The organism is Bifidobacterium sp. (assembly GCF_022640935.1).
Taxonomy (GTDB): domain Bacteria; phylum Actinomycetota; class Actinomycetes; order Actinomycetales; family Bifidobacteriaceae; genus Bifidobacterium.
Map to the genome: position 1 here is coordinate 124,511 of NZ_JALCCV010000001.1, position 21,753 is coordinate 146,263.

The 21,753-nt window shown below is 60.6% G+C and carries 13 protein-coding genes and 4 pseudogenes; 1 reads left to right on the top strand and 16 read right to left on the bottom strand.

The features are described 5' to 3' along the window. Positions 1-378: 378 nt before the first annotated feature. The 5 genes and pseudogenes from LKG04_RS00505 to LKG04_RS00525 form a co-directional block, all read right to left on the bottom strand. Positions 379-2,406 (bottom strand): annotated as a pseudogene (locus tag LKG04_RS00505) (dipeptide ABC transporter ATP-binding protein). Positions 2,407-2,431: 25 nt separating this feature from the next. Beyond that, positions 2,432-3,433, bottom strand: a complete 1,002-nt coding sequence (locus LKG04_RS00510) for an ABC transporter permease (protein ID WP_291760703.1) — start codon at positions 3,431-3,433, stop codon at positions 2,432-2,434. Between the two features lie 20 nt (positions 3,434-3,453). After that, positions 3,454-4,380, bottom strand: a complete 927-nt coding sequence (locus LKG04_RS00515; RefSeq protein WP_291760706.1) for an ABC transporter permease — start codon at positions 4,378-4,380, stop codon at positions 3,454-3,456. A 429-nt stretch (positions 4,381-4,809) separates the two neighbouring features. After that, on the bottom strand, positions 4,810-6,450 hold the full coding sequence (locus LKG04_RS00520; protein ID WP_291760708.1) for a peptide ABC transporter substrate-binding protein: 1,641 nt from the start codon (positions 6,448-6,450) through the stop codon (positions 4,810-4,812). Between the two features lie 387 nt (positions 6,451-6,837). Further along, positions 6,838-7,920 carry a tyrosine recombinase XerC gene (locus LKG04_RS00525; RefSeq protein ID WP_291760709.1) on the bottom strand — a complete coding sequence of 361 codons (1,083 nt, stop codon included), beginning with the start codon at positions 7,918-7,920 and terminating at the stop codon, positions 6,838-6,840. A 337-nt stretch (positions 7,921-8,257) separates the two neighbouring features. Here LKG04_RS00525 and LKG04_RS00530 point away from each other — a divergent pair, with 337 nt between their 5' ends. Beyond that, complete coding sequence (locus LKG04_RS00530; RefSeq protein WP_291760710.1) at positions 8,258-8,518, top strand: DUF6725 family protein; 261 nt, start codon at positions 8,258-8,260, stop codon at positions 8,516-8,518. A gap of 120 nt (positions 8,519-8,638) precedes the next feature. Here LKG04_RS00530 and LKG04_RS00535 read toward each other — a convergent pair whose 3' ends face one another. The 11 genes and pseudogenes from LKG04_RS00535 to rplT form a co-directional block, all read right to left on the bottom strand. Next, positions 8,639-9,670: a prephenate dehydrogenase gene (locus LKG04_RS00535; protein ID WP_291760711.1), complete on the bottom strand. Its 1,032-nt coding sequence runs from the start codon at positions 9,668-9,670 to the stop codon at positions 8,639-8,641. Positions 9,671-9,909: 239 nt separating this feature from the next. Continuing rightward, positions 9,910-10,944: pseudogene (locus tag LKG04_RS00540) on the bottom strand (prephenate dehydratase); the annotation flags it as partial. A gap of 245 nt (positions 10,945-11,189) precedes the next feature. Further along, positions 11,190-11,645: pseudogene (locus LKG04_RS00545) on the bottom strand (alcohol dehydrogenase); the annotation flags it as partial. Between the two features lie 146 nt (positions 11,646-11,791). Then, the gene (gene typA / locus LKG04_RS00550) at positions 11,792-13,714 is read right to left on the bottom strand and encodes a translational GTPase TypA (protein ID WP_291760726.1); all 1,923 of its coding nucleotides are present in this window, start codon (positions 13,712-13,714) and stop codon (positions 11,792-11,794) included. A gap of 234 nt (positions 13,715-13,948) precedes the next feature. Then, positions 13,949-15,343, bottom strand: a complete 1,395-nt coding sequence (locus tag LKG04_RS00555; protein WP_291760728.1) for an MFS transporter — start codon at positions 15,341-15,343, stop codon at positions 13,949-13,951. A gap of 238 nt (positions 15,344-15,581) precedes the next feature. Then, positions 15,582-16,235 (bottom strand): annotated as a pseudogene (locus LKG04_RS00560) (NUDIX hydrolase); the annotation flags it as partial. 187 nt (positions 16,236-16,422) lie between these two features. Continuing rightward, positions 16,423-17,301, bottom strand: a complete 879-nt coding sequence (scpB, locus tag LKG04_RS00565; protein WP_291760730.1) for an SMC-Scp complex subunit ScpB — start codon at positions 17,299-17,301, stop codon at positions 16,423-16,425. Continuing rightward, a complete protein-coding gene (locus LKG04_RS00570) occupies positions 17,298-18,227 on the bottom strand; it encodes a segregation and condensation protein A (protein WP_291760732.1) in 930 nt (309 codons plus the stop codon). Before LKG04_RS00570 ends, scpB begins: the two co-directional genes overlap by 4 nt. 4 nt (positions 18,228-18,231) lie before the next feature. Continuing rightward, complete coding sequence (locus LKG04_RS00575; protein ID WP_291760863.1) at positions 18,232-19,071, bottom strand: ParA family protein; 840 nt, start codon at positions 19,069-19,071, stop codon at positions 18,232-18,234. A gap of 506 nt (positions 19,072-19,577) precedes the next feature. Continuing rightward, on the bottom strand, positions 19,578-20,504 hold the full coding sequence (gene xerD, locus LKG04_RS00580; RefSeq protein WP_291760734.1) for a site-specific tyrosine recombinase XerD: 927 nt from the start codon (positions 20,502-20,504) through the stop codon (positions 19,578-19,580). A gap of 847 nt (positions 20,505-21,351) precedes the next feature. Beyond that, positions 21,352-21,735 carry a 50S ribosomal protein L20 gene (gene rplT, locus LKG04_RS00585; RefSeq protein ID WP_291760736.1) on the bottom strand — a complete coding sequence of 128 codons (384 nt, stop codon included), beginning with the start codon at positions 21,733-21,735 and terminating at the stop codon, positions 21,352-21,354. Between the last annotated feature and the right edge of the window lie 18 nt (positions 21,736-21,753).

The following is a 21,753-nucleotide window of genomic DNA, read 5'->3' on the forward strand; positions in this document are numbered from 1 at the left end:
CCCCGTTGCGTGACGTGTTTTTCGTTGCGTGGCGTTTTCGCCGGAACCGGAATGGCGTTTTTCAATGGTGCTTATTTTCTGAAAACATCACGCGGTAGATCAATACATCACACGACGGGGAACTACCGCACCCGACAAGCGAATACGCCACACAACGGCAACACAACGAACGACAGGGGTGAATCCAAAGCATCAGGCACAAAATATAGAATCCCAAGCATTACATTCAAAACCCGAAAACGCACAGCGCCCGGTCGTGCGAAATGACCGGCCGGGCGCATGCGGCGCAGGGACAGGCGAAACCACTCAGAGCGAATCGATTCGAGCCACCAGCCCGCGGTGCTCCGCCGACGCGCCGCGAACCGGAACCGAATACGCTCAGTCCAAACCGAGAGTCAGGTTGCCGCCGGGGATGGCGTCGAGCAAGTCGCGGGTGTACTGCCGCTGGGGGTGGTTGAAGACCTCGTCGGTGGTGGCGTGTTCGACAAGCCTGCCGTGTTGCATAACGACGACCTCGTCGGCGATCTGACGCACGACGGCCAGGTCGTGGGTGATGAACAGGTAGCTTAAGGATCGTTCGGCCTGCAGGTCGTTGAGCAGCTCGAGCACTTGGTTCTGCACGAGCACATCCAAAGCAGAGACGGCCTCATCGCAGATGATGACGTCCGGGTTCAGGGCCATGGCGCGCGCGATGGCGATACGCTGGCGCTGGCCGCCGGAAAGCTCACTCGGGTAGCGCTGCATCACGGAGGCCGGCATCTTGACCATGTCCAGCAGCTCGCGCACGCGGCTCTCGCGGCTTTTGCGCTCGCCGATATGATGGATGCGCAGCGGCTCTTCGATCGAACGAAAGATCGAGTACGTCGGGTCGAGCGAGCCATAGGGGTTCTGGAAGACCGGCTGCACATGGCGCCGGAAATCCAAGAGTTCCTTGCCTCTAAACCCAGAGATGTCTTTGCCCTCGTAGGTGACGGTGCCGTCGGTCGGCTCCAGCAACTTGAGCACCATGTTGGCCACAGTGGATTTGCCCGAACCGGACTCGCCCACGATGGCCAGTGTCGTGCCGCGCTTGACGGAGAACGACACGTCGTCGACCGCCTTGAACATCTCCTTGTTGCGCGGGAGTTTAAACTCCTTGGTCAGGTGCTCGACGGTGATGATGTGCTCGCTGCGCTCCAGCACGCTCTCGCCCTTGGCCTGATGTTCCAGCAGGCCTTCGGTGTTCTCCCCGCGCTCATGCGCGGAAATGATGCGCTGCGAGGCGAGCGAAGGCGCCGCAGCGACTAGGCGCTTGGTGTACGGATGCTGCGGGTGCTGGAGCACGTCGAGCGACGGCCCGGATTCGACGACGCGTCCTTTGTACATCACGACGATGTGCTGGGCGCGTTCGGCGGCAAGTCCCAAGTCGTGCGTGATGAACAGCACGGCCGTTCCCAATTCATCAGTAAGGGTGTGCAGATGGTCGAGGATCTTTTTCTGCACGGTGACGTCGAGCGCCGAAGTCGGTTCATCGGCGATCAGCAGATCAGGGCGACAAGCCAGGCCGATGGCGATGAGCGCACGCTGACGCATGCCGCCGGAGAACTCATGCGGGAACTGGCGTGCACGCACCGAAGCCTGCGGCAACCCGGCCTCGTCGAGCAGGCCGGCGATACGGTCGCCCATCGAGGAGCCAGTGACGTAGCTTTTGGCGATGGTTCAGGAGGCGTCGTCGGGCACGCCGTTCTTGATGAGATCGTCGGCTATACGCCAACGTGTTTCGGAACCCGGAACCCACTCTTGGCGGAAATACGCCATGGACGCCTCGGCCTGTTCACCCTCGACGCCAGCAGCGGTCAGCGCGGCGGCCGCGGCCTCAAACAGCTGCGGCAATTCGGAAGAACCGACGAATGTCTCGTCGTCGTTGGTCTTGATGGTCACATCGTCGCCCGCGAGCTCTTTGGCCAACTTGGAACGTTTCTCATGCGAAATGTCCATGCGGTTGGCTTTGAGGGATTCCTTGACCTGGCTGCCTATGCGCCACACCGGGTTCAGATTGCTCATCGGGTCCTGCGGCACGAGTCCGAGCTTCTCGCCACGCAGTTTCTCGAAATCTTTGCGCCTGAAGGAGGTCAGCTCTTGGCCTTCGAACCTTATCGAACCGTCGACCACATGGCCTGTACCCGGCAGCAGCCCGAGTACCGCCATCGCGGAAGTGGATTTGCCCGAGCCGGACTCGCCCACGATCGCGACCCATTGGCCAGGATAGACGCTGAAGGAGGCGTCGCGCACGGCGTGCACCGCGCGTTTCCTGTCGGTGGTGAAATCGATTTTGAGGTTCTTCACCTCGAGTAGCGGGCCCTGTTCGCGCTGCAGCGCCTCGAGTTTGCCTTCGCTGTTCGTTGTTGTTGCGGTTGTTGCGCTCATCATTTGATCCTTACGCTCCTCGTGCTCACGCCGTACGGCTCTTGGGATCCAGCGCGTCCTTGACGGCGTCTCCCATCATGATGAAAGCCAGCACGGTGATAGCCAGCGCGGCCGATGGATAAAACAATACCGAAGGGTTGGTGCGCAGAATGGTCTGCGCATTGGCGATGTCGCCGCCCCAGCTCACGGTCGTCGTAGGCAGGCCGACGCCTAGGAAGCTCAACGTGGCCTCGAGCACGATATAGGAGCCGAGCGACGTAGTGCCGATCACGATGATCGGCGCTAATGCGTTGGGGATGATGTGGTTGATCAGATTACGCATTGGCGTGGAACCCAGCGCCGTGGAAGCGGTGTTGAACTCAAGATTCTTCGCCTCCATCACCGCGCCTCGCGCGATGCGGGCGGTCGATACCCAGCCGAACAGCGTCATCACGAGCACGATCTTCCAGATGGAATCGGATGTGGTGAACATCTGCAGCACGACGATGGCGCCGAGCAGGATCGGCAGCGCCAGGAAGATGTCAGTCAGCCGGCTCAGAATCGCGTCAATCCACCCGCCGAAGAAGCCGCCCAACGCGCCGATCACCGAGCCGAGCAGCACGACGAGCAACGTGGCGAGGATGCCGACGCTCAGCGAGGTGCGCGTGCCGTATACGGTGCGGGTGAACACGTCGCAGCCTTGCACATCGAAGCCGAAGAGGTGGGCGCGCGACGAAGGATCGAGCGAATGCTCAAGATCGCAGTAGTTCGGGTCCTGATGCGTGAACACGCCTGGGAACAGCGCCACGAAAACAATGAAGAGAATCAGCAGCCCGGAAACGATGAACAGCGGATTGGTGCGCAAGGTACGCCACGCATCCTGCCACAGGCTGGTGGCGGGAGAGGATTCGTCGACCGAATCGACGTCCTGCAGCGGCGTCTCGTCGATGGGCGCGACATAGCGTTCCTGGCCGGGGAGCGTATCTGCGCGGGCGAAGTCCGGCGCCGCTGGAGCAGCTGATGCGGCAAATGAAGTGTTATCAGACATGATGGGTTTCCTCCTTGCGTTCACGCGTAGCGAATGCGCGGATCGAGCGCCGCATACAGCAGGTCGACGAGCAGATTGGCGATGACGAAGATAAGCACGAGCACGGTGACGATCGAGACGACAAGGTTGCCTTCGCCTTTCAAAATGCTCTGGTAGGTCAGGTACCCGACGCCGTGGATGTTGAAGATCGTCTCGGAAATCATCGCGCCGCCCATCAGCGCGCCGAGATCCTGGCCGAGATACGTCACCACGGGAATCAGCGAATTGCGGTAGACGTGGCGCAGCAGCACGGACTGGTTCGCCATGCCTTTGGCGCGCGCGGTACGCACGTAATCTTCGGACAGGTTCGAGGAGACTTCGGCACGCGTCAGGCGGATGATGTACGCCATCGACACGGAGCCGAGCACCATGGCGGGCATCAGCAGATCGAGGAAGCCGGGGTCGCTGCCTGCAGTCACCGGAAAGATGCGCCATTTGACGCCGAAGAAGTATTGCATGAGGAAACCGGTGACGAAGGTGGGCACCGAAATCAGCAGCAAGGAGAGGACGAGGATGACGGAATCGTACCACTTGCCCTTTTTCAAGCCCGAGATGACGCCGAAGATGACGCCGAAAACCGCCTCGAAGCAGAATGCCATGATGGCGAGCTTGATGGTGACGGGGAACGCCCGCGCGATTTCCGAAATCACCGGCTGGCCGGCGAAGGTCTGCCCGAAATCAAGCGTCAATGCGTTCTTCAGGAAGAGCAGGTATTGAATGAAAAATGGTTTGTCGAGATTGTATTCTGCGCGGATCTGGGCTGCGACGGCTGGATTGACTGGCTTGTCGCCGAACATCGCCTGGACCGGGTCTCCCGGCAGGGCGAAGACAAGCGCATAGACCAGCAGCGTCGTTCCGAGAACCACGGGGATCATCTGTAGGATACGGCGCAGAAGATACTTGCCCATCGGTTGCTCCTATTCCTCTTGACGGACCTTGACGGACCTTCTATATACAGCCTTGCAGCACATACACAGCGCGAACCATGAAGTTCGAAACACGCAACCCGTCGATGCGGTTACGTGCCAGCGTAACGTACTATCGGTTACCGACTGTTTCGACTTCCGCACATAACTGCAATACATCATACGATTACACGATTACACAATTACATACGAATCGGGGAAGGGACAGGCATTGCCCAGCCCATCCCCTCCCCGAAATCATTCATATTCTTGAATATCACAGGACGATCTGTCTGCGGCGGCTGCGTGTGACGATGACCCTCGCATCACGCGGCCATCCATGCCATCGCATGGACTGTTTGCACGATTGGCATGTCTACACGATTTGCACTGTGCCAGCGTCACCTACGCATTGTCGCCGGCCGCCTCTGCCTACTTGGTCAGCTCCGAGTAGATCGGCACGTTCTGCCAGTTCATTTCGAAGCCCTTTACACCCTTGGCAGCCACGCCGGAAGCGTTGCTGTAGTACAGCGGGATGGCCGGCAGATCGTTGAGCAGAATCTCCTGAGCCTGCTGGTAGATCGTGTTGGCTTCATCAGTGGTCGTAGCGGCATATGCCTTGGACAGCAACGCATCGAACGCAGGGTTGCTGTAATCGCCATCATTCGAACCATTGCCATGACCAGCTGCGGAATCAAAGATCTGGTAGAGGTAGTTCTCCGGCGACGGGTAATCCGGCTGCCAGCCGGTGCGGAACGCACCCTTGATGCTGCGCTTGCCGATGGCGTCGCGGAAGTCCTGGAAGGTCGGGACCGGGTTCGTCGACGCATTGATGCCGAGGTTGTTCTTCAGCTGGTTCACGATGGCGTCATAGACAGGCTTGCCGGTGCCGTCAGCGTTGTAGGAGAAGGTGAGCTGGCCATCATACTTCGAGATGGCGTCGGCCTCAGCCCACAGCTGCTTGGCCTTGGCCTTGTCGAAGCTCAAGTTCTCGCTGCCCTTGAGGGAATCGGAGAAGCCCGGGGTCAGCGGAGAGGTGAAATCAACGGCCGGAGTGCCGATGCCGTTGAGGACCTTACTGATGATCGTCTTGCGGTCGATGGCCATGGAGATGGCCTGACGACGCAGGGTGCCTTCTTTGGTGCCGGTTTGGAAATGCGGCAGGTCGGATGGGATGGTGAAAGTCTGGATAACCGAGCCGGCCTTGTTGTACGCCTGCAGGGAATCATCGGTCTGGAAGGTCTTGGTGTCTGCCGGCGGGACGGAATCCATCACGTCGAGGTTTCCGGCCTGGATGTCGGCATAAGCCGAATCGCCGCTGGTATAGATTACGAAGTCGATGCCGGCGTTCTTCGCCTGCACGTTGCCCTTGTAATCAGGGTTCTTGACGATGGAGACGACCTTGTTGTGGTCCCAGGCCTTGAACTTGTACGGGCCGTTGCCGACAGGCTTCTCGCCAAATGCCTTCGGATCCTTGTAGAAGGATTCCGGAAGCGGAGCAAAGCCGCTGTAGCCGACCTTGATCGGGAAGGTCGCGTCGGGCTGGGTCATATCGACGGTGAAGGTGTGATCATCGACGACCTTGAGACCCGAAAGCTGCTCGTCGCCCTTGAGGCCCTTCTTTTGCAGATCGTCATAGCCCTTGATGGTCGAGAAGAAAGAAGAACACAGCTGCGCGTTCTTCGCGTTGGCGGTGTAGCTCCATGCCTTGGTGAAGGACTCGGCGGTCACCGGGGTGCCGTCCGTGAACTTCCAACCATCCTTGAGCTTGATCGTGTATTGGGTCGCGTTGCTGTTCGGCGTGATCGAATCGGCGACTTCGTTGGTGGCATCGCCCTTGGCGTCGAAGGACACGAGGCGCGAGAACAGCAGATCGACGACCTTGCCGCCGCCTGTCTCATTGGTGTCTCCAGGAATCAGCGGATTCTGCGGCTCGCTGTTCCACGCCTTGATGACCACCGGGCCGTTGCTTGCGCTGGCCGAGGCGGTATCGCCGGAACCACCGCCGCAACCGCTAAGCAGCACGGCCAGCGAGCATGCCGCGGCCGCGAAGGCAAAGACTTTCTTCTTCATACGATTTCTCCTTGTTCCTTAAAGGTGCGGCAAGACTCACAACCCACCTGCCGCCTCACGCAAAAGGGGTTGGAGCGACTAGGCACCAACCCCTTTGCTGATTGCGTCCTATTATTGTGCGACATAGCGGAAATTGCAACGACGTATGCAAAGCCAGCGGTACGCGCGTTTTCCAATCAGTCGTACTGCCACCGAATTCGGCATCACTGAGAATTCTCAGTGGAATCGCACAATATCCCCGGTATTTCGCTCGTTGACCCTCACCATAACGGAGTAGCGAAAGGCATTCGTCAAGCCCGAAATCCAGATTTGAATATTACGAGCAGGTTAACTTTTGCCTAATACTCGCATAATGCTCTGCGTGAAACGCGCGGCCGCTCAATGCTGTCATGCGCGGGGAAACGCCTGGCGGTAGCGCGCCTTGAGCTGTTCAATGGAGACATGAGTATAGCGCTGAGTGGTTTTGAGCGAAGAATGGCCCAGCATCTCCTGCACCTCACGCAAGTCCGCTCCCCCGTCGAGCATATGCGTGGCAGCGCTGTGTCGCAGGGCATGCGGACTGATGTCCGGCACTCCGGCCCGGCGGGACTCCTCATGCACGATCTCCCTCGCGATCCGCTGGTCAAGTCTGCCCGAATGCATGCCAAGGAACAGCGCATGACCGGATCGTCTGCCAGCCAGCACCGGCCTGCCTGTGCGCAGCCAAGCTTCCAGAGCGCCGGCCGCTGGCGTACCGAAAGGCACGACCCGTTGTTTGCTTCCCTTGCCAGTGACCTTCATTGTGCGGTTCGCGAACTCTACATCGCGTATATCCAATCCGACGAGTTCCGCCACGCGGATGCCCGTGGCATACAGCACCTCAATGATCGCCGCATCGCGCAGCTCGCCGGCACGCCAGCGTTCGGCCTCACGCCGCTCGGCATCGTGGGCATCGGCTGATTGCGGTTGTATTGGCTGGCCTGGTTGGGCCGGATTATTTGTCCGGTCCGGCCGGTCTCGTCGGCCAAGCGTATCGCGCCGACTGGCCCGATTGCGTTGGCCCGGGCGATCGCGCGGCAGATTCGTCACGGCCTCAGCGCTCTCCATTAACGTTTCGGCCTGCGATTCGCTGAGCACGGCGGGCAGCGTTTCCGGTATCTTCGGCGTCATCAGCGCCGCCGCCGGGTCGGTCGCGATCACATCATGCTCATGCGCCCAAGCGAAAAAACCCCGCACCGCAACGGTCTTGCGCGCCATGCTGGAACGTGCATGCGAGCGCGATTCGAGCACCAGCCACGAGCGCAGGTCTTCGAGAGTCACCTCTCGCAGATCATCTACGCCACGCAAAGCCAGCGCATGCAGGCACTGCGCGATATCCGAAGCATACGCCTTCACGGTATTCGCGCTCACGCCGCGGTTGGCGCGCATATACGCCAGATACCGACTCACCGCATCACGCGGGCCGCCGGCTGTGTTATCGCCTATGTTCATCGCCACACCCGAATCCAAAATCTATGCCTGCCCATGCCATATTGCTCTGCCACCCTATTATGCCGCGTTATCCCGTATCCCGCTTAACGCGGCATACCGCAGCGAACGCAGCCGATTGGCTCGGACATCAGTAATTAGCCAAGCATATCGACTTTGATTGGGCGTATTTCCATTTCCCTGCCCTTGATGTAGGGTGTTTCTAGCTGTTGGGCAGGTGCGCAGAATGCCCGCACCCGCCATCCTGTGTCGTGGCCGACTAGGCTTGGTGTCAAGATTGTTGCCATCCCACGTCTGGCGCCGCAGCTTCACACGCAAGCCTCATAGCGAAAGGGCATATATGCCGATACCGCAGCGCATACCTGCTGGAGCTCGCATAGTCGTGCGCGTTCTCGACGGCGTGGACAGCCAGGACGGCCGCATGAAGTTTCGTGATTTCATCGGCCATGTGCGTTCGTGGGACGGAAAGCGCCTCGATCTGGCCCGTGACGCAGCGGCCAACGGATCGCGGCCGGAGCAGGACGTCAGCCTCGATGCCGATGCGATCGTAACGATCAAGCCGGTTGCAGAGCGGCGCAAGCGGCAGGCAGCCAGGCCGTGACATGCCGAGCCGTATGCATTAGTGACAATTACTCGTGGCAGATGGCGCCAATGATGCAGTATTCGCCAAGCGGCGCATCATTTGTGCCGATTATCTCGGTCAACTGGCAGAAATGATGCACTAGTCCATATTCGGTTGGTGGCGAATCACGACGCGATAATTATCGAGGAGGCGCGTGATTCGTTCCCCCCGCCTCGCCGACTCCAGAAGCTTGCGCTGCCAATGGGCAGGGTCGATATCAAGCGTGGCCTTATGCAACGCCGCAGAACCGCCCTGCGAACACTGCGCTGCCCGTGCCATGGCAGCATGTGCCTTGAAATCGCGGAAGGTCTGGCCTTCGGCGAAATAGGCGGCGATTGCCGTCTCGTCGCCACGGTGCAGGCCGTCGGCGAATTCCAGCAGCCGCGCGGCCAGATGGCGCAGCAGGATTTCGACATTCGTGCGGTCCTCGTCGATCATCGCGCGGGTGCGGTTCGGATCGGTCAGCGCCACCCGGGTCATGTCGCGCCAGCTGCCGGCGGCGAGCGCGGCGGCGATGTTGCGCTCAGGACTGGCGCACAGCTCATTGATCATCGATGTGGCGACGGCGTGCGGCATATGGGAGATCAGCGCGGCGGCACGGTCGTGCGTCACGTCGTCGAGCACGATGAGCTCATTGCCCAGCCCATTGGCAATGAATCGGGCTACGCCGAAGAACCGTTGGTATTGGGTATCCGCGTCGACTGTGACCGCCCACAGCGCGCCATCGTACAGCGCCGGATCTGAGGCTTCGAATCCGGAACGCTCGTTGCCGGCCATCGGATGCGCGCCAACATAGCAGCCTTCCAAGCCGGCCCGCTCGACCTGTTCTCGCACCATGCCCTTGACGCTGCCTACATCGCTCAGCGTGCTCGCCGCAGGATCAATGGCCGGGGCGAGACGGGTAAGGACATCAGGCATGGCCTTGAGCGGGTTGCACAGTATGAGCAGCTCCGGCTTGGCCTGCGCCAAATCCTCCAAGGTCTTCATGCACTGGATGCCGTCGCGGCGGGCCTCCTCGTATGGTCTGGGAGTATGGTTCCATGCCAGCACCTCGTATCCGCGGGCGACGGCGCGACGCGCGAGCGAACCCCCGATCAGCCCTAGCCCGACGATACCAATCGATGTCACCACAACAATTCCCTCCTTGCGGCAACGTTGCGCTGCCAACCCTTCGCGCAAACCGCGGCGAGGGTTCGCGGGGGCACGCTATGCGCCGTCTCGCCCGATTCGGTGGTTTCAGCGGTTTCGGCTCGCATTGTGTCACGATGCATGGTGATTGCACCGTTTTGCGATTGGTCGATGTGCAATTCCCCGCCCTGCGTTTCAACATCGGGCATGTCATCATCCTGCGCCGCAACCGTGACTCCGCGCATTCCCCCGGTCGGCAGCATCCACGCGTCCACCGGCGGATTGGGGCGTTCGCGGCGCGGGTAGACGGCCAGCGTCTTGGCCCAATCACCATGCTCGACCACTTGAATCAACGCTTTGCGCAACGGTTCCTGCCAGGGCGCGGCATCGATGGTGGCGATGAAGCTGTAGGTGCCGTCGTGCCCTTTGATGGGCCGGGAGATGAAACTGCTCATATTCAGTCCTGCGTCACGCAGCACGTCGAGCAGATTCGCCAGCACCCCCGGCCCTGTGCTCAGCGGAATGAACGCGATAATGCTTTCGAACTCGGTCACACCCTGCGTTCTGGCCTCTGCAAGCAGGTCAGGGACATCATCGCGGGCCCCAAGCACAAGGAACTCCGTGCGCGCGCCTTGGTAATCCTGTACCTGGGTTGCGAGCGTGCTCAGACCATACAAAGGCCCGCACATTGCCGGCCCTAGCGCGATCCGCCCCGGCTGCAAATCACGGCATGCGGCGGCGTTGGATGTCGCTGGCACCGGCTGCAACTGGTGCTGCGCTATGAAACGTCGACATTGCGCCAGTCCGTGCGGATGAGCGCTGACTTCGACATGAGCCGGGATATCGGCGATGCTGTCGGCAACTGTTTTGCCGTCGCCCTTGGCGCCGTGCACAAAAGCTGTATTGCGCCGGGTCTGCGGCGCATCGCCCCACATGGCGTTGGCGACAGCTGCGGCGGATGCTCCCGACAGGCTGGCCCTGCAAGTGAAGGCATCGAAGCTGATGCCGACGCCGATGCGCGCGAAACCGGCCACACCGTTCGCATCGATCAGCGCGTCAAGATTGGGGACCACGTAGCCTTCTACATTATTCTCCCAAGCGATCACGCCCCATCCTCGGCCGTTTTGCACCATCCGGATGATCTCGGATGCCTCCTCGGCCGCCGCAAGTGCGAAGCCCTGGGGTGCATACGGCCTCAGCATATGTCCGGCATCGACGGCGGCCTGATGAGTGAACGTGCCCTGCGGCCCCAGGTAATACAGTGTGCGCGCTGTCATTGCAGCCCGTTCTCGTCGTCGAATGCACCATGTGCTGCCGCGCAATCGCGTGATTCGCCATTGCCGACTCCGGCATGATTCACGACGTCAGCATTCGCTGCAACGCAATCACGCGATATGCCGTGATCGTCGTCGGGCTGGCCGGCAGCCGTTGTGCCAGTTGCAACTAAAGGCTCGGCAACGATAGTTGAACCGTCGTTTGCGTCATCTTTGTCTTCCGTGAAATCGTAATTCACGCGCCGTTCCGGCATGTGGAACTGCCGTGCAGGCAAGGGCAGCAATGCAACCTGTACGAGAATCATGCCAAAAAGCCAGAGATATCCCACATGCTGGCTGAAATACGGCACAGTGCTGCCGAAACCGATCGGGGTAAGCGCATCCCCGTTGGGATATCCCATCGCGATAAGCCATGCCACAGCCGACGAGGAGATCAGATGCAAGGCAAGTCCGGTGACACCCGAACGCGAGCGGGCGCACCATGTCGATATGCCGACGATCGCCAGCGCCAGCACGAGGCCATACGGAATATTGCGCGCGGCGCCCATGCGGTGCGCGAACGTGCCGATCACTCCGACTCCTGCTCCGGCAAGCACGCAAATCAGCGCGCGAATCGGCGCATTGAACTGATGCGACCACGGCAGATACCTGGCTTGCACATGGTTCACATCGCGATCATCATCCGTACTGCTGCTCTGGGTCATGCCTCCCAGTATGCCCCAGCCGTTGCCCAATTCGGCTGAGGTAAAACGCGCGATATGCGGAAACGCCTCGGAAGACATTCCCGTTAGGAACATCTCCCGAGGCGCAAACCAGTCATATGGTCACAGCAGGCGCGAAACGCAGCCTATTACTTGCTGCCGTCGCGGCGGCGTTGCTTGGCATGCCATTTGTACCAGTCGTCGCGGTCCAGAATCACCTTGCGCACACGGATGGCCTCGGGCGTGACCTCGACGCATTCGTCCTCGTTCGCGAAGTCGAGCGCCTCTTCGAGGCTCATCTGGATCGGCGGCGTCAGGGTTTCGAGCACATCGGCGGTCGCGGAACGCATATTGGTCATGTGCTTGGCCAGCGTCACATTCACATCGAGCTCGTCGGGCTTGTTGTTCACGCCGACGACCTGGCCTTCGTAGACCGGGCTCTGCGGCTCGACGAAGAAGTTGCCGCGCGCCTGCAGACGCTGCATGGCATATGGCGTGGCGACACCCGCGCGATCGGAGACCATGGAGCCGTTCTGGCGAGTCACGATGGTGCCCGCCCAACGGGCGTATCCTGCGGAGATGGAGCTGGAAATTCCGGTGCCGCGCGTGGCGGACAGCAGCGCAGTGCGGAAGCCGATCAGGCCGCGCGAAGGAACTGTGAACTGCAGGCGAACCCAGCCGGAGCCATGGTTGCTCATCGAGTCCATGCGGCCCTTGCGGTCGGCCATGAGCTGGGTGATGGTGCCCATGTATTCTTCGGGCACGTCGATGGTGTCGTTCTCCATCGGCTCGTTGATTTTGCCGTCGATGATCTTGGTGACCACCTGCGGGCGGCCGACGGTCAGCTCATAGCCTTCGCGGCGCATCTGCTCGGCGAGGATCGCCAGCGCAAGTTCGCCGCGGCCCTGCACCTCCCATGCGTCGGGGCGGTCGGTCGGCAGCACGTGAATCGACACGTTGCCGATGAGCTCGTGGTCGAGCCGGTCCTTGATCATGCGGGCGGTGAGCTTGTGATCCTTGCCTTCGGTGCCAGCCAACGGGGAATCGTTGATCGCGAAGGTCATGGAGATCGCGGGCTCGTCAACATGGATCAGCGGCAGCGGCTTGGGATCATTGGGATCGACGATGGTCTCACCGATCATGATATCGTTCACGCCTGCGACGGCGACGATGTCGCCGGGGCCGGCTTCATCGACCGGCGTGCGGTCCAGGCCCTGCGTGCGCAGGATTTCGGTGAGCTTGAAGTTCTCAATGGAGCCGTCCACGCGCGAAAGCCCATATTGCTTGCCTTTGATCAGCGTGCCGTTGTAGATGCGGACCAAGCCCAGACGGCCCAGATAATCTGAGGCGTCGATGTTGGTGACATGCGCCTGCAGCGGCGCGCCTTCCTCGTATTCGGGAGCGGGGATGTTGGCAATGATCGATTCGAACAACGGCTCCAGGTCGTCGTTGTCGGGAAGCCCGCCGTTTTCCGGCACATTGGTCGAGGCGTATCCGGCCTTGGCGGCGCAATAGATCACTGGCAGGTCGAGCAGCGAGTCGAGATCGAGATCGACGCCTTCCTCGGTCACATCCTGAGCAAGCCCAAGCAGCAGGTCGGTGGATTCGCTTACGACCTCTTCGATGCGGGCATCGGGACGATCAACCTTGTTGACGCACAGGATGACAGGCAGCTTGGCTTCCAACGCCTTGCGCAAGACGAAACGAGTCTGCGGCAACGGACCTTCCGACGCATCGACGAGCAGCACCACGCCGTCGACCATGGAAATGCCGCGCTCGACCTCGCCGCCGAAATCAGCGTGCCCGGGGGTGTCGATAACGTTGATCGTGATGCCTTCGGGGTGGCCGTACTTCTCGGCCAGCGGGCCGGTGTACTGCACGGCCGTGTTCTTGGCGAGGATGGTGATGCCCTTCTCGCGCTCCAGATCATTCGAATCCATCACACGGTCAGGGACCTCTTCGCGCTCCGAAAACACATGCGACTGCTGCAGCATCGAGTTGACGAGCGTCGTCTTGCCATGATCGACGTGCGCCACGATCGCCACATTCCGAATATCACCACGTACCGCCATGAAACAACCTCTCTATAATGCCTTGGATGTTGTTGCGTTTCACTTGCCGTTGCATACCGGCCCAACATCGAATGAGTTTCCACCTGTATTTACACGCTATATTTAACCGCAAACCTTCCCTATGGTAGCGAGGCGGCGCGACAGCTGGCGCGAAAAGCCGCTTTGGCCCGGGTTGCGTCGGCTATGGGCATCTGCGATATCGGATTATGCTGTATCGGATCGCACCCGGGACCGCTAATTCTCCAATTCCTTCCCTGCACGCTCGGGCAGGGCGAGCGCCGAGAGGCAGGCGAATGCGAATACCGCGCCGAACACGATGAACGCGATCATTTTGCCACCGCCGGCGATGGTCAGGAACCATGGCACGAGCAAGGGCGCGACGATGGCCGCTATGCGCCCAACCGCGGCCGCGGCGCCGGATCCCGCAGCACGCAGCCGAGTCGGGTAAATTTCCGGAGTCACGGCATACAGCACGCCCCATGCGCCGAGATTCGCCGCGGACAGCAGCATGCCGAAGCCGATCACCAGGGCCGGCGAATCGGCCTGGGCGAAAAGAAACGCGGCGACCGCGGACACGGCGAGAAAAATGCTCAGCGTTGCGCGCCTGCCCCACACCTCGACGAGCCATGCGGCGAGGAAGTACCCGGGAAGCTGAGCCACGGATATGGCCAATGCATAGCCGAATGATTTCGTCAATGAGCCGAATTGGTCGGCAAGCATAGACGGCATCCATGTGAAAGCTCCATAATATGAGAAATTCACGAAGAACCAAGTGAGCGCTATTGCAACCGTGCGTCCGCGATAGCGCTTCCCAAACAGCGCACGCGTGGGCATTTTGGGCAGCGGGACGCCAGTGGGCGATTCCACGGGATCCACGGATCCGGCGGCTTCGAAATACCGCACTGCACGCTCGGCCTCGGCGTCACGGCCATGGGCTTCGAGGAAGCGCACGGATTCGGGAATGTGAATACGGGCCACAATCGCATACAGCAGAGGCAGCGCGCCGATGAGCAGCGCCCAGCGCCATCCCCAGTCGCCAGTGCTGGGAATCACGAAGAACCCTATCGCGGCGGCAACGATCCAGCCCACGGCCCAGAAGGACTCGAGGAGCACGGTCATGCGTCCGCGGTGTTTGGTCGGCGCGAACTCGCTGACGAGCGTCGAAGCAACCGGCAACTCGGATCCCAAGCCCAGACCGATGACGAAGCGTGTGACCAGCAGCGCCGCGAGGCTCCAAGCGAAAGCCATGGCGCCATTGGCCAGACCGAAGATGACCAGCGTGGCGGCGAACACGGTTTTACGCCCGACGCGATCGGCGATGAAGCCGCCGAGGGCCGCGCCGATTGCCATGCCAACGAAGCCGATGGAGAGCACCCAGGAGCGTTCGGCATTGTTCAGCATGAAATGAGGATCAGCGGCGATTGCAGTGACGACGAAGGAGACGAGGCCGACGTCCATCGCATCGAAAGCCCAGCCGATGCCCGAAGCGACCAGCAGCTTGCGGTGCGCCGCATTGAACGGGAGTCGATCCAATCGTTCGTTGCGCGTCAGAGATCGCCCAGCGATTTGGGCGGCATTGTCCGGTTGCACCGGAGCAGGCCCGGCGGTTGGGTAGGATCTGGATGTCATGAGAGCTCCTTGGTAATGTGGCTGTAATCAGTGGCGCGTCTCACGGGTGCAGCCTCAACTGCGGAGACACCGCCGAAAGCACCTCTTCGAGATCGGATTCCGTCACGCTGTTCGCCCTGCGCGGCATAACGCCGAACGCCATGGGACGCTGCCATGCCTCCCGGCTCCCCCGGCCCGATTCCTCGTCGCCGCCGACGGCACCCGAACCATGCCCGTCGCCGTTTGTCTGCACGTCCGCATAGCGGTACAAGGTCGCAGGACGCTGACGCCCATACCGCACCTTTTCGGCTGTGGCTTCAATCCGCTCCGAGGCGAGCATACGCCTGCGGAAATTAGCGAGGTCGATCGAGTTGCCCGACACCGCCTCATAGACCTCGTGTAGCTGGGCCAACGTGAAGACCGGGCCGACCAGCTTGGTAACGATGTCGGGATAGTCGATTTTCGAACGCAGCCGTTCCAGCGCATATGCGATGATGCGGCGATGATCGAAGGCGAGTGTTGGCAAGTCGCCTTCCGCGAACCATGCGACATTATTCGCCTCGCGCAGGTTCTGGGTCTCGACCGTGCCGGCCAAGGCCCAATAGACGACGGAAACCATCGGCAGCCCTTCATGCGAGCGCTGAGAATCGCCGAAAGTGTAGAGCTGTTCGAGGTAGCTGGGGCGCAGATCGGTCGTGGACGAGAGCGCCTCGTACGCTGATTCCTCCAACGAACGATTCGCCTGCACGCTCCCGCCAGGCAGCGCCCAGTCACCGAGAAAAGGCTGGCGCACCCGGCGGACCAGCGGCAGCCAAAGACCCGGTTTGCCGCCTCGTCCCAACGCCAGAATAACTGTGGATACGCCAATCAGCGGCTGCTGCCGGCGCCGCTCGGTCACATTGCCCGATCCCATGCCCTGCCGCCTTTCGCACTCGATCCATTATTTATAGTCATTATGACTATAAATCAGATCGACGTATGACACGCGGGAGCTGGAGTCGTGCAAGATCGCCGGTGCACAGGCGGCGTCAATATGCTGCGCAAAAGCGCCTGTTGCGTTTCCCGACGCGCACTTTTCGGATATCCGCCAAGAACGTGGGTCAGGAGGCGCTCCGCTCTCCATTGCCCCGCTCCGCCGCGGTCTCCTCCGCCTCGCCCTCGTTCATTGCGCCATGCCCCACTTCGTCGTGTTCCATTTCACTAATGGACGGCAAGAACGGTGCCAACGACGGCAGCTGATCAAGCGAGTCCAGACCCATATGCTCCAGAAACAGGCCGGAAGTGATCAGCAGCGCGGCACGGGATTCCGGGTCGACGCCCTCCTCGCGGATCAGCCCGCGCACGATGAGCGAGCGGATCACCCCCTCCGAGTTCACCCCGCGAATGGCTGCAACCTGAGCGCGGGTCACCGGCTGGCGATAGGCGATGATTGCCAGCGCCTCAAGCGCCGCCTGCGAGAGACGTGCGGTCTGGCCATCCGTCACGAACGCGGCGACGACTGGTTCATATTCCGCGCGATTGGCGAACTGCCAGCCGCGCGCGGTATGCCGCAGCTCGAAGCCACGCAGCATGCCTGTCGGATTGCTGATATCTATAGCATTGCCGGAGTCGTCAGAGCTGCTGGTTTCAACGCGATCGGCAGGATTAGCGGCAGCGACATCGTCGGCAGCCTCGTCTCGACCCGCCGCACCTCGCCGACCGTCGTAATCAGCGCGAAGCGCCTCCATCGCCTCGTCGACCTGAGTTTCATCGACAGCGAGCACTCTCGCCAGATCGGCGGATTGCTGCGGCTGGTCAGCGACCATGAGGATCGCCTCGAGACATCCGCGCAAGCCACCCGGGAAATCCTCGACATCGAAATCGACATATTCAGGACGCGCGGGCGGAGTGCTGCGCCCTTGCGAAGCACCGGCGGCCTGGCCCGGTTCAGTGTGCGTTTCCTGCGCTGATTGCACATCAACCTGCGTATCGTCGCTCATGCGAAATCCCCTTCGCTGATCGTCAGATCGGCATGTTCGTCGGCATCCGTCGCCCAACGGATGTACAAGGTCTCGAACGGGCCGGACTGCTTGAATTGCAGCGCGCCTTGCTTGAAGAATGCGAGAATAGCCAAAAATCGTGCGATGGCCTCGATGCGCGACGCCGCATCGGCGCTCAGCTCGGCAAAAGTCATGGCACCCTCGCGGCCCAACGACCGCAGCCGTTCGCGCACAAGCGCCGACTGTGCCTTCAGATCGACCATAGGCACATGCAATTGGTGCAGCGACACCTCGTCGGCAGGCGCATTGGCGAAAACTTGAGCCGCCAGCGCTGCCAAATCATTGGGTTCCAGCGTCCAGATGAGTTCGGGGAGCATGGCCGACACCGCGTCATCCATCAGCGCGGGATGCGGGAATCGCCCGGAATTCGCAGCGAACCGTACGCGGAAGTCGTTCGCGGCCCGTTTGAAAGCGCGATACTGCACCAACCGTGCGAAGAGCAGATCACGTTCGCGCAGCGCCTCAATGCTCTGCTCGTCACGCTCGCCCTGGTCATCACCCGGCAAAAGCGCTGCGCTCTTCGCCTCGACCAGGATCGAGGCGACATCGAGGAAGGCACTGGCCTCATCCATATGCTGGGCAAAAGACATTGGCTGCGCGAACGCTGTCGACCGAACCGTTGGCTCCGGCTGCGCCGCGGACCCTGATAGCGCGGATACCGCTGTCTGCACACACTGCTGCGCCGATGCTTGGCCTAGCCGCCGTACATACGCCAAAAATTCCTCAGTGATGGCTGACAGCGAAAGCTCGGTCAATTCAAGCCGCCTGTTCGCAATCATGTCCAGCAGGACGTCGAAAGGCCCGGCATAGCCCTCGACATCCACATGGAAACCGGGAACCGGCGTCCCCTCGGCGCCCAGCATCATCGCCCTACGCTACAATGCCGCGGGCAATGAGTTCGCGCGCAACCTCGCGATATTCCTTCGCCGTCTTGTGCCCGGGCGCGTAGATCGTGATCGGGGCAGCGGCGACATTCGCGTCGGGCAACTTGATGGAGCGCGATATCACCGAGTGGAAGACCTTCTCCTGGAAGGCTTCGTAGATGCGCTGGAGTACCTCTTCGCAGTGGAGGGTGCGGGTGTACATCGTCATCAGCACGCCGTAGACCTCGAGGCTGGGATTGATGCGCGAACGCACTTTATCGATCGACTGCATGAGCAGCGCCACCCCGCGCAGCGCAAAGAACTCAGCGGCCACGGGAATGATCACGCCATCGGCGGCGGTCAGCGCATTGACCGTCAGCAGGCCAAGCGAAGGCTGGCAATCGATGATGATGGCATCGTATTCGTCGCGGATCTGACGCAGCACGCCGGCCAGAATCTGCTCGCGCCCGACCTCGGTGACCAGCTGCACCTCGGCGGCCGACAGATCGATATTGGCTGGCATGATGTCGAGGTTTTCGAAATCGGTGTGCTGCACGATTTCATGCGGGTCTATCGACGCGTCGAACAGCGCAGTGTAAATCGTGTTGTCGACGGTGTTCGCATTGATGCCTAGGCCCACGGTGGCCGCACCCTGCGGGTCGAAGTCGACGATCAGCACACGTCTGCCGTACTGACTCAGCGCCCCACCGATATTGATGGAACTGGTGGTTTTGCCTACGCCGCCCTTCTGATTGCACATGGCAAGGACACGCGCCGGACCATGCTGGTGCAGGGGCTGCGGCGCGGGAAAGGTCTCATATCGACGACCAAGCAGATCAGTAGGCATGCTGTTCACCTTACCAAGAGGCCTGCTCACTGTTCCTTGGGACGAACTTGCGGCGCCGGTCGCATCGCCAGAGCCACCGAACGTCTCGCTGTTCTCGCCGACGTTGCTGGAGTCGCTGGCGTCACCAGCATCGTTGTCACCGCTAGACGCATTCTTCGCGACCTCACCTGTCTCGGCGGTATCGTCAACGGCCGGAACGCGCAAGGTGCCTCTGACCGGCAGCTGATCCTGCACCGCGCGGCGATACCAAATATCTGATGCATCCGACTGCGCGGCACGCGGCCTGAACGTTTCCTGAGCAGACTCGCCTAACTCGTCAGATTCGGATTCTTCGGGACCCTCAGCGTCCGGCGTATTCCAACGACCTTCGCCCTCCATCGCCCCTCCGTTTCTGCCATATCTCTCGAATCGCTGCCGTGATGCGCAGCGGCCGATCGCAATATCACCGATATATCATAACGCGCGGTATAATCGCACGCCCATGGATGCCGAATGCCATTGAGATCTCACCGCGCCCTGGGATGGGCGGTGAGATAGGTTTCGATGAGGTTTTCAGGGCTGACGTGCGTGTAGATCTGTGTGGTGGTGACCGAAGCATGGCCGAGCAGCTCCTGCACGGTGCGCACGTCGGCGCCGCCCTGGATCAGATGCGTCGCGAAGGAGTGACGCAGGGTGTGCGGATGCAGCGGCCGGTCGATGTGAGCCCGCTCTCCTGCCAGGCGGATGATCTCCCACACGCTCTGACGCGACAGCCGTCTGCCTCGTTTGTTGAGGAATATGGCCCGCCGCTCCGGAGTGCCTTTGGCCTTGCGTTCCAATTCCGGCCGCCCGGCATTGAGATACGCAGTCAACGCTTCCTGCGCATACCGGCCGACGGGCACGAGCCGCTGTTTCGAGCCTTTACCGGTCAGCCGCACGACACGCTCATCCAAATCGATATCGCTCAGATCCGCGCCGACCGCCTCCGAGACGCGCGAGCCGGTCGCATACATGAACTCGAGCAGCCCATGATCGCGCAACACGACCGGGTCCTCGCTGCCACGCATCGCCGCGGCATCCAAAAGCCGCCCGACCTCGTCGATGCTGAGCACATCGGGCAAGGTGCTTGACGTCTTCGGCGCCTTTACCGCTGCTGCGACATCGTCGTCTACCGCATGTTGCATGAGCGCGAACTTGTGGAACTCATGGATGCTGGCGAGCCGACGCGCCCTGCTTCGCGCGCTCTCCCCCGCCGCATCAAGGAACGCGATGTAAGCCTCCACATCATGTTTGCCAATGGCTCTCGGCATGCTGATCTCGCGAGCCCGTAGCCAGTCGACATACCGACGGATATCGGATTCGTACGCCTTCACCGTCGCCCGTGAAAGCCCACGCTCCACATCGATGTGCGCGAGGAACTGCTCAAGCAGCGCATCGAATCCGTTCCGTTCCATACCGACCTATCCTATGCTGCCGCGCTGCACTGTGTGCGCCCACACGGCGCTGCAATGGGTCTGCCATGGGTCATAACGAGCCGCACATATTTTTATTAAGCACATTGTACGATACCGCGAGATTTTTGCGATCGGACACAATACTGTACGAATCACACAAACCGCGCCATTGCAACGTTTCTCTTTGCCCGAGGCGTAGGGTCTACTTCGCAAAGTGCTGAAAAGACGAAAAAAGTGCTTAATGCATGATTCTAGTGCCGAACTAGAGAACATATCCGAGAAAATGATCTCAACAGAGCCGAAGTGAGCAATGAGCCGGCGAACCTTCAGATCAGCCGTATTCCCGAGCGGTTTCGCCCGGCTGACGCGCCTTCATCGGCATCTTCATGAGCCGCCTGAAGCAAATCACCATTTATTAAGCACTTTTTTCGTCTTTTCAGCACTTGCCCAAGTAGACGTGATTACGCCGTAACGATGAAACCGCGGAATAGCGCCATTGTTGGGATCCATTGCAACCGAAGAGGACACTGAATCAGGCGTCTATGCCATGGAAAGTGCTTAATAGATAATCGAGAGGCCTGCCGGATGCCGAGAAGACTCGTATAGCATCAACAACAGTCGCAGGGCTGCAGTCACCAGCCGGTAGGTTTCAGAGATACGGCGCCATCATCACAAAAAAATGCTTCATTCCCGGCGCAGCGGAACAATGAAACCATGTTCCGCCGCGCCGGGAATGAAGCGCATGCGATCTCGCACTCCTGCGGCGTTCATAGCCTTCACGAGTTCGTGGGCAAACGAATCAGCCAAAAGCCAGAAGATGCAAAGGGGCCGGATGCATCAATGTGCGTCAGGCGGAGATGGGGGCGTTGACATCCTCGGGCAGCGCAGACTTGGCCTGCTCCACGATCGCCTTGAAAGTGTCGGCGTCGGAAACGGCAAGCTCGGACAGGGCGCGGCGGTCCAGCTCGATGCCGGCCAACTTCAAGCCTTGCATGAAGCGGTTGTAGGTGATGCCTTCGGCGCGGACGGCGGCGTTGATGCGCTGGATCCACAGCTTGCGGAAGTCGCCCTTGCGCGCCTTACGGTCGCGGAAGTTGTAATTGAATGAATGCAGGAGCTGTTCCTTGGCCCTGCGGTAGGAGCGGGAACGCTGGCCGCGATAGCCGGAGGCCCTTTCGAGAACGACGCGACGCTTCTTATGAGCGTTCACTGCGCGCTTGATACGTGCCATAGTAGTAACTTCTTTCTT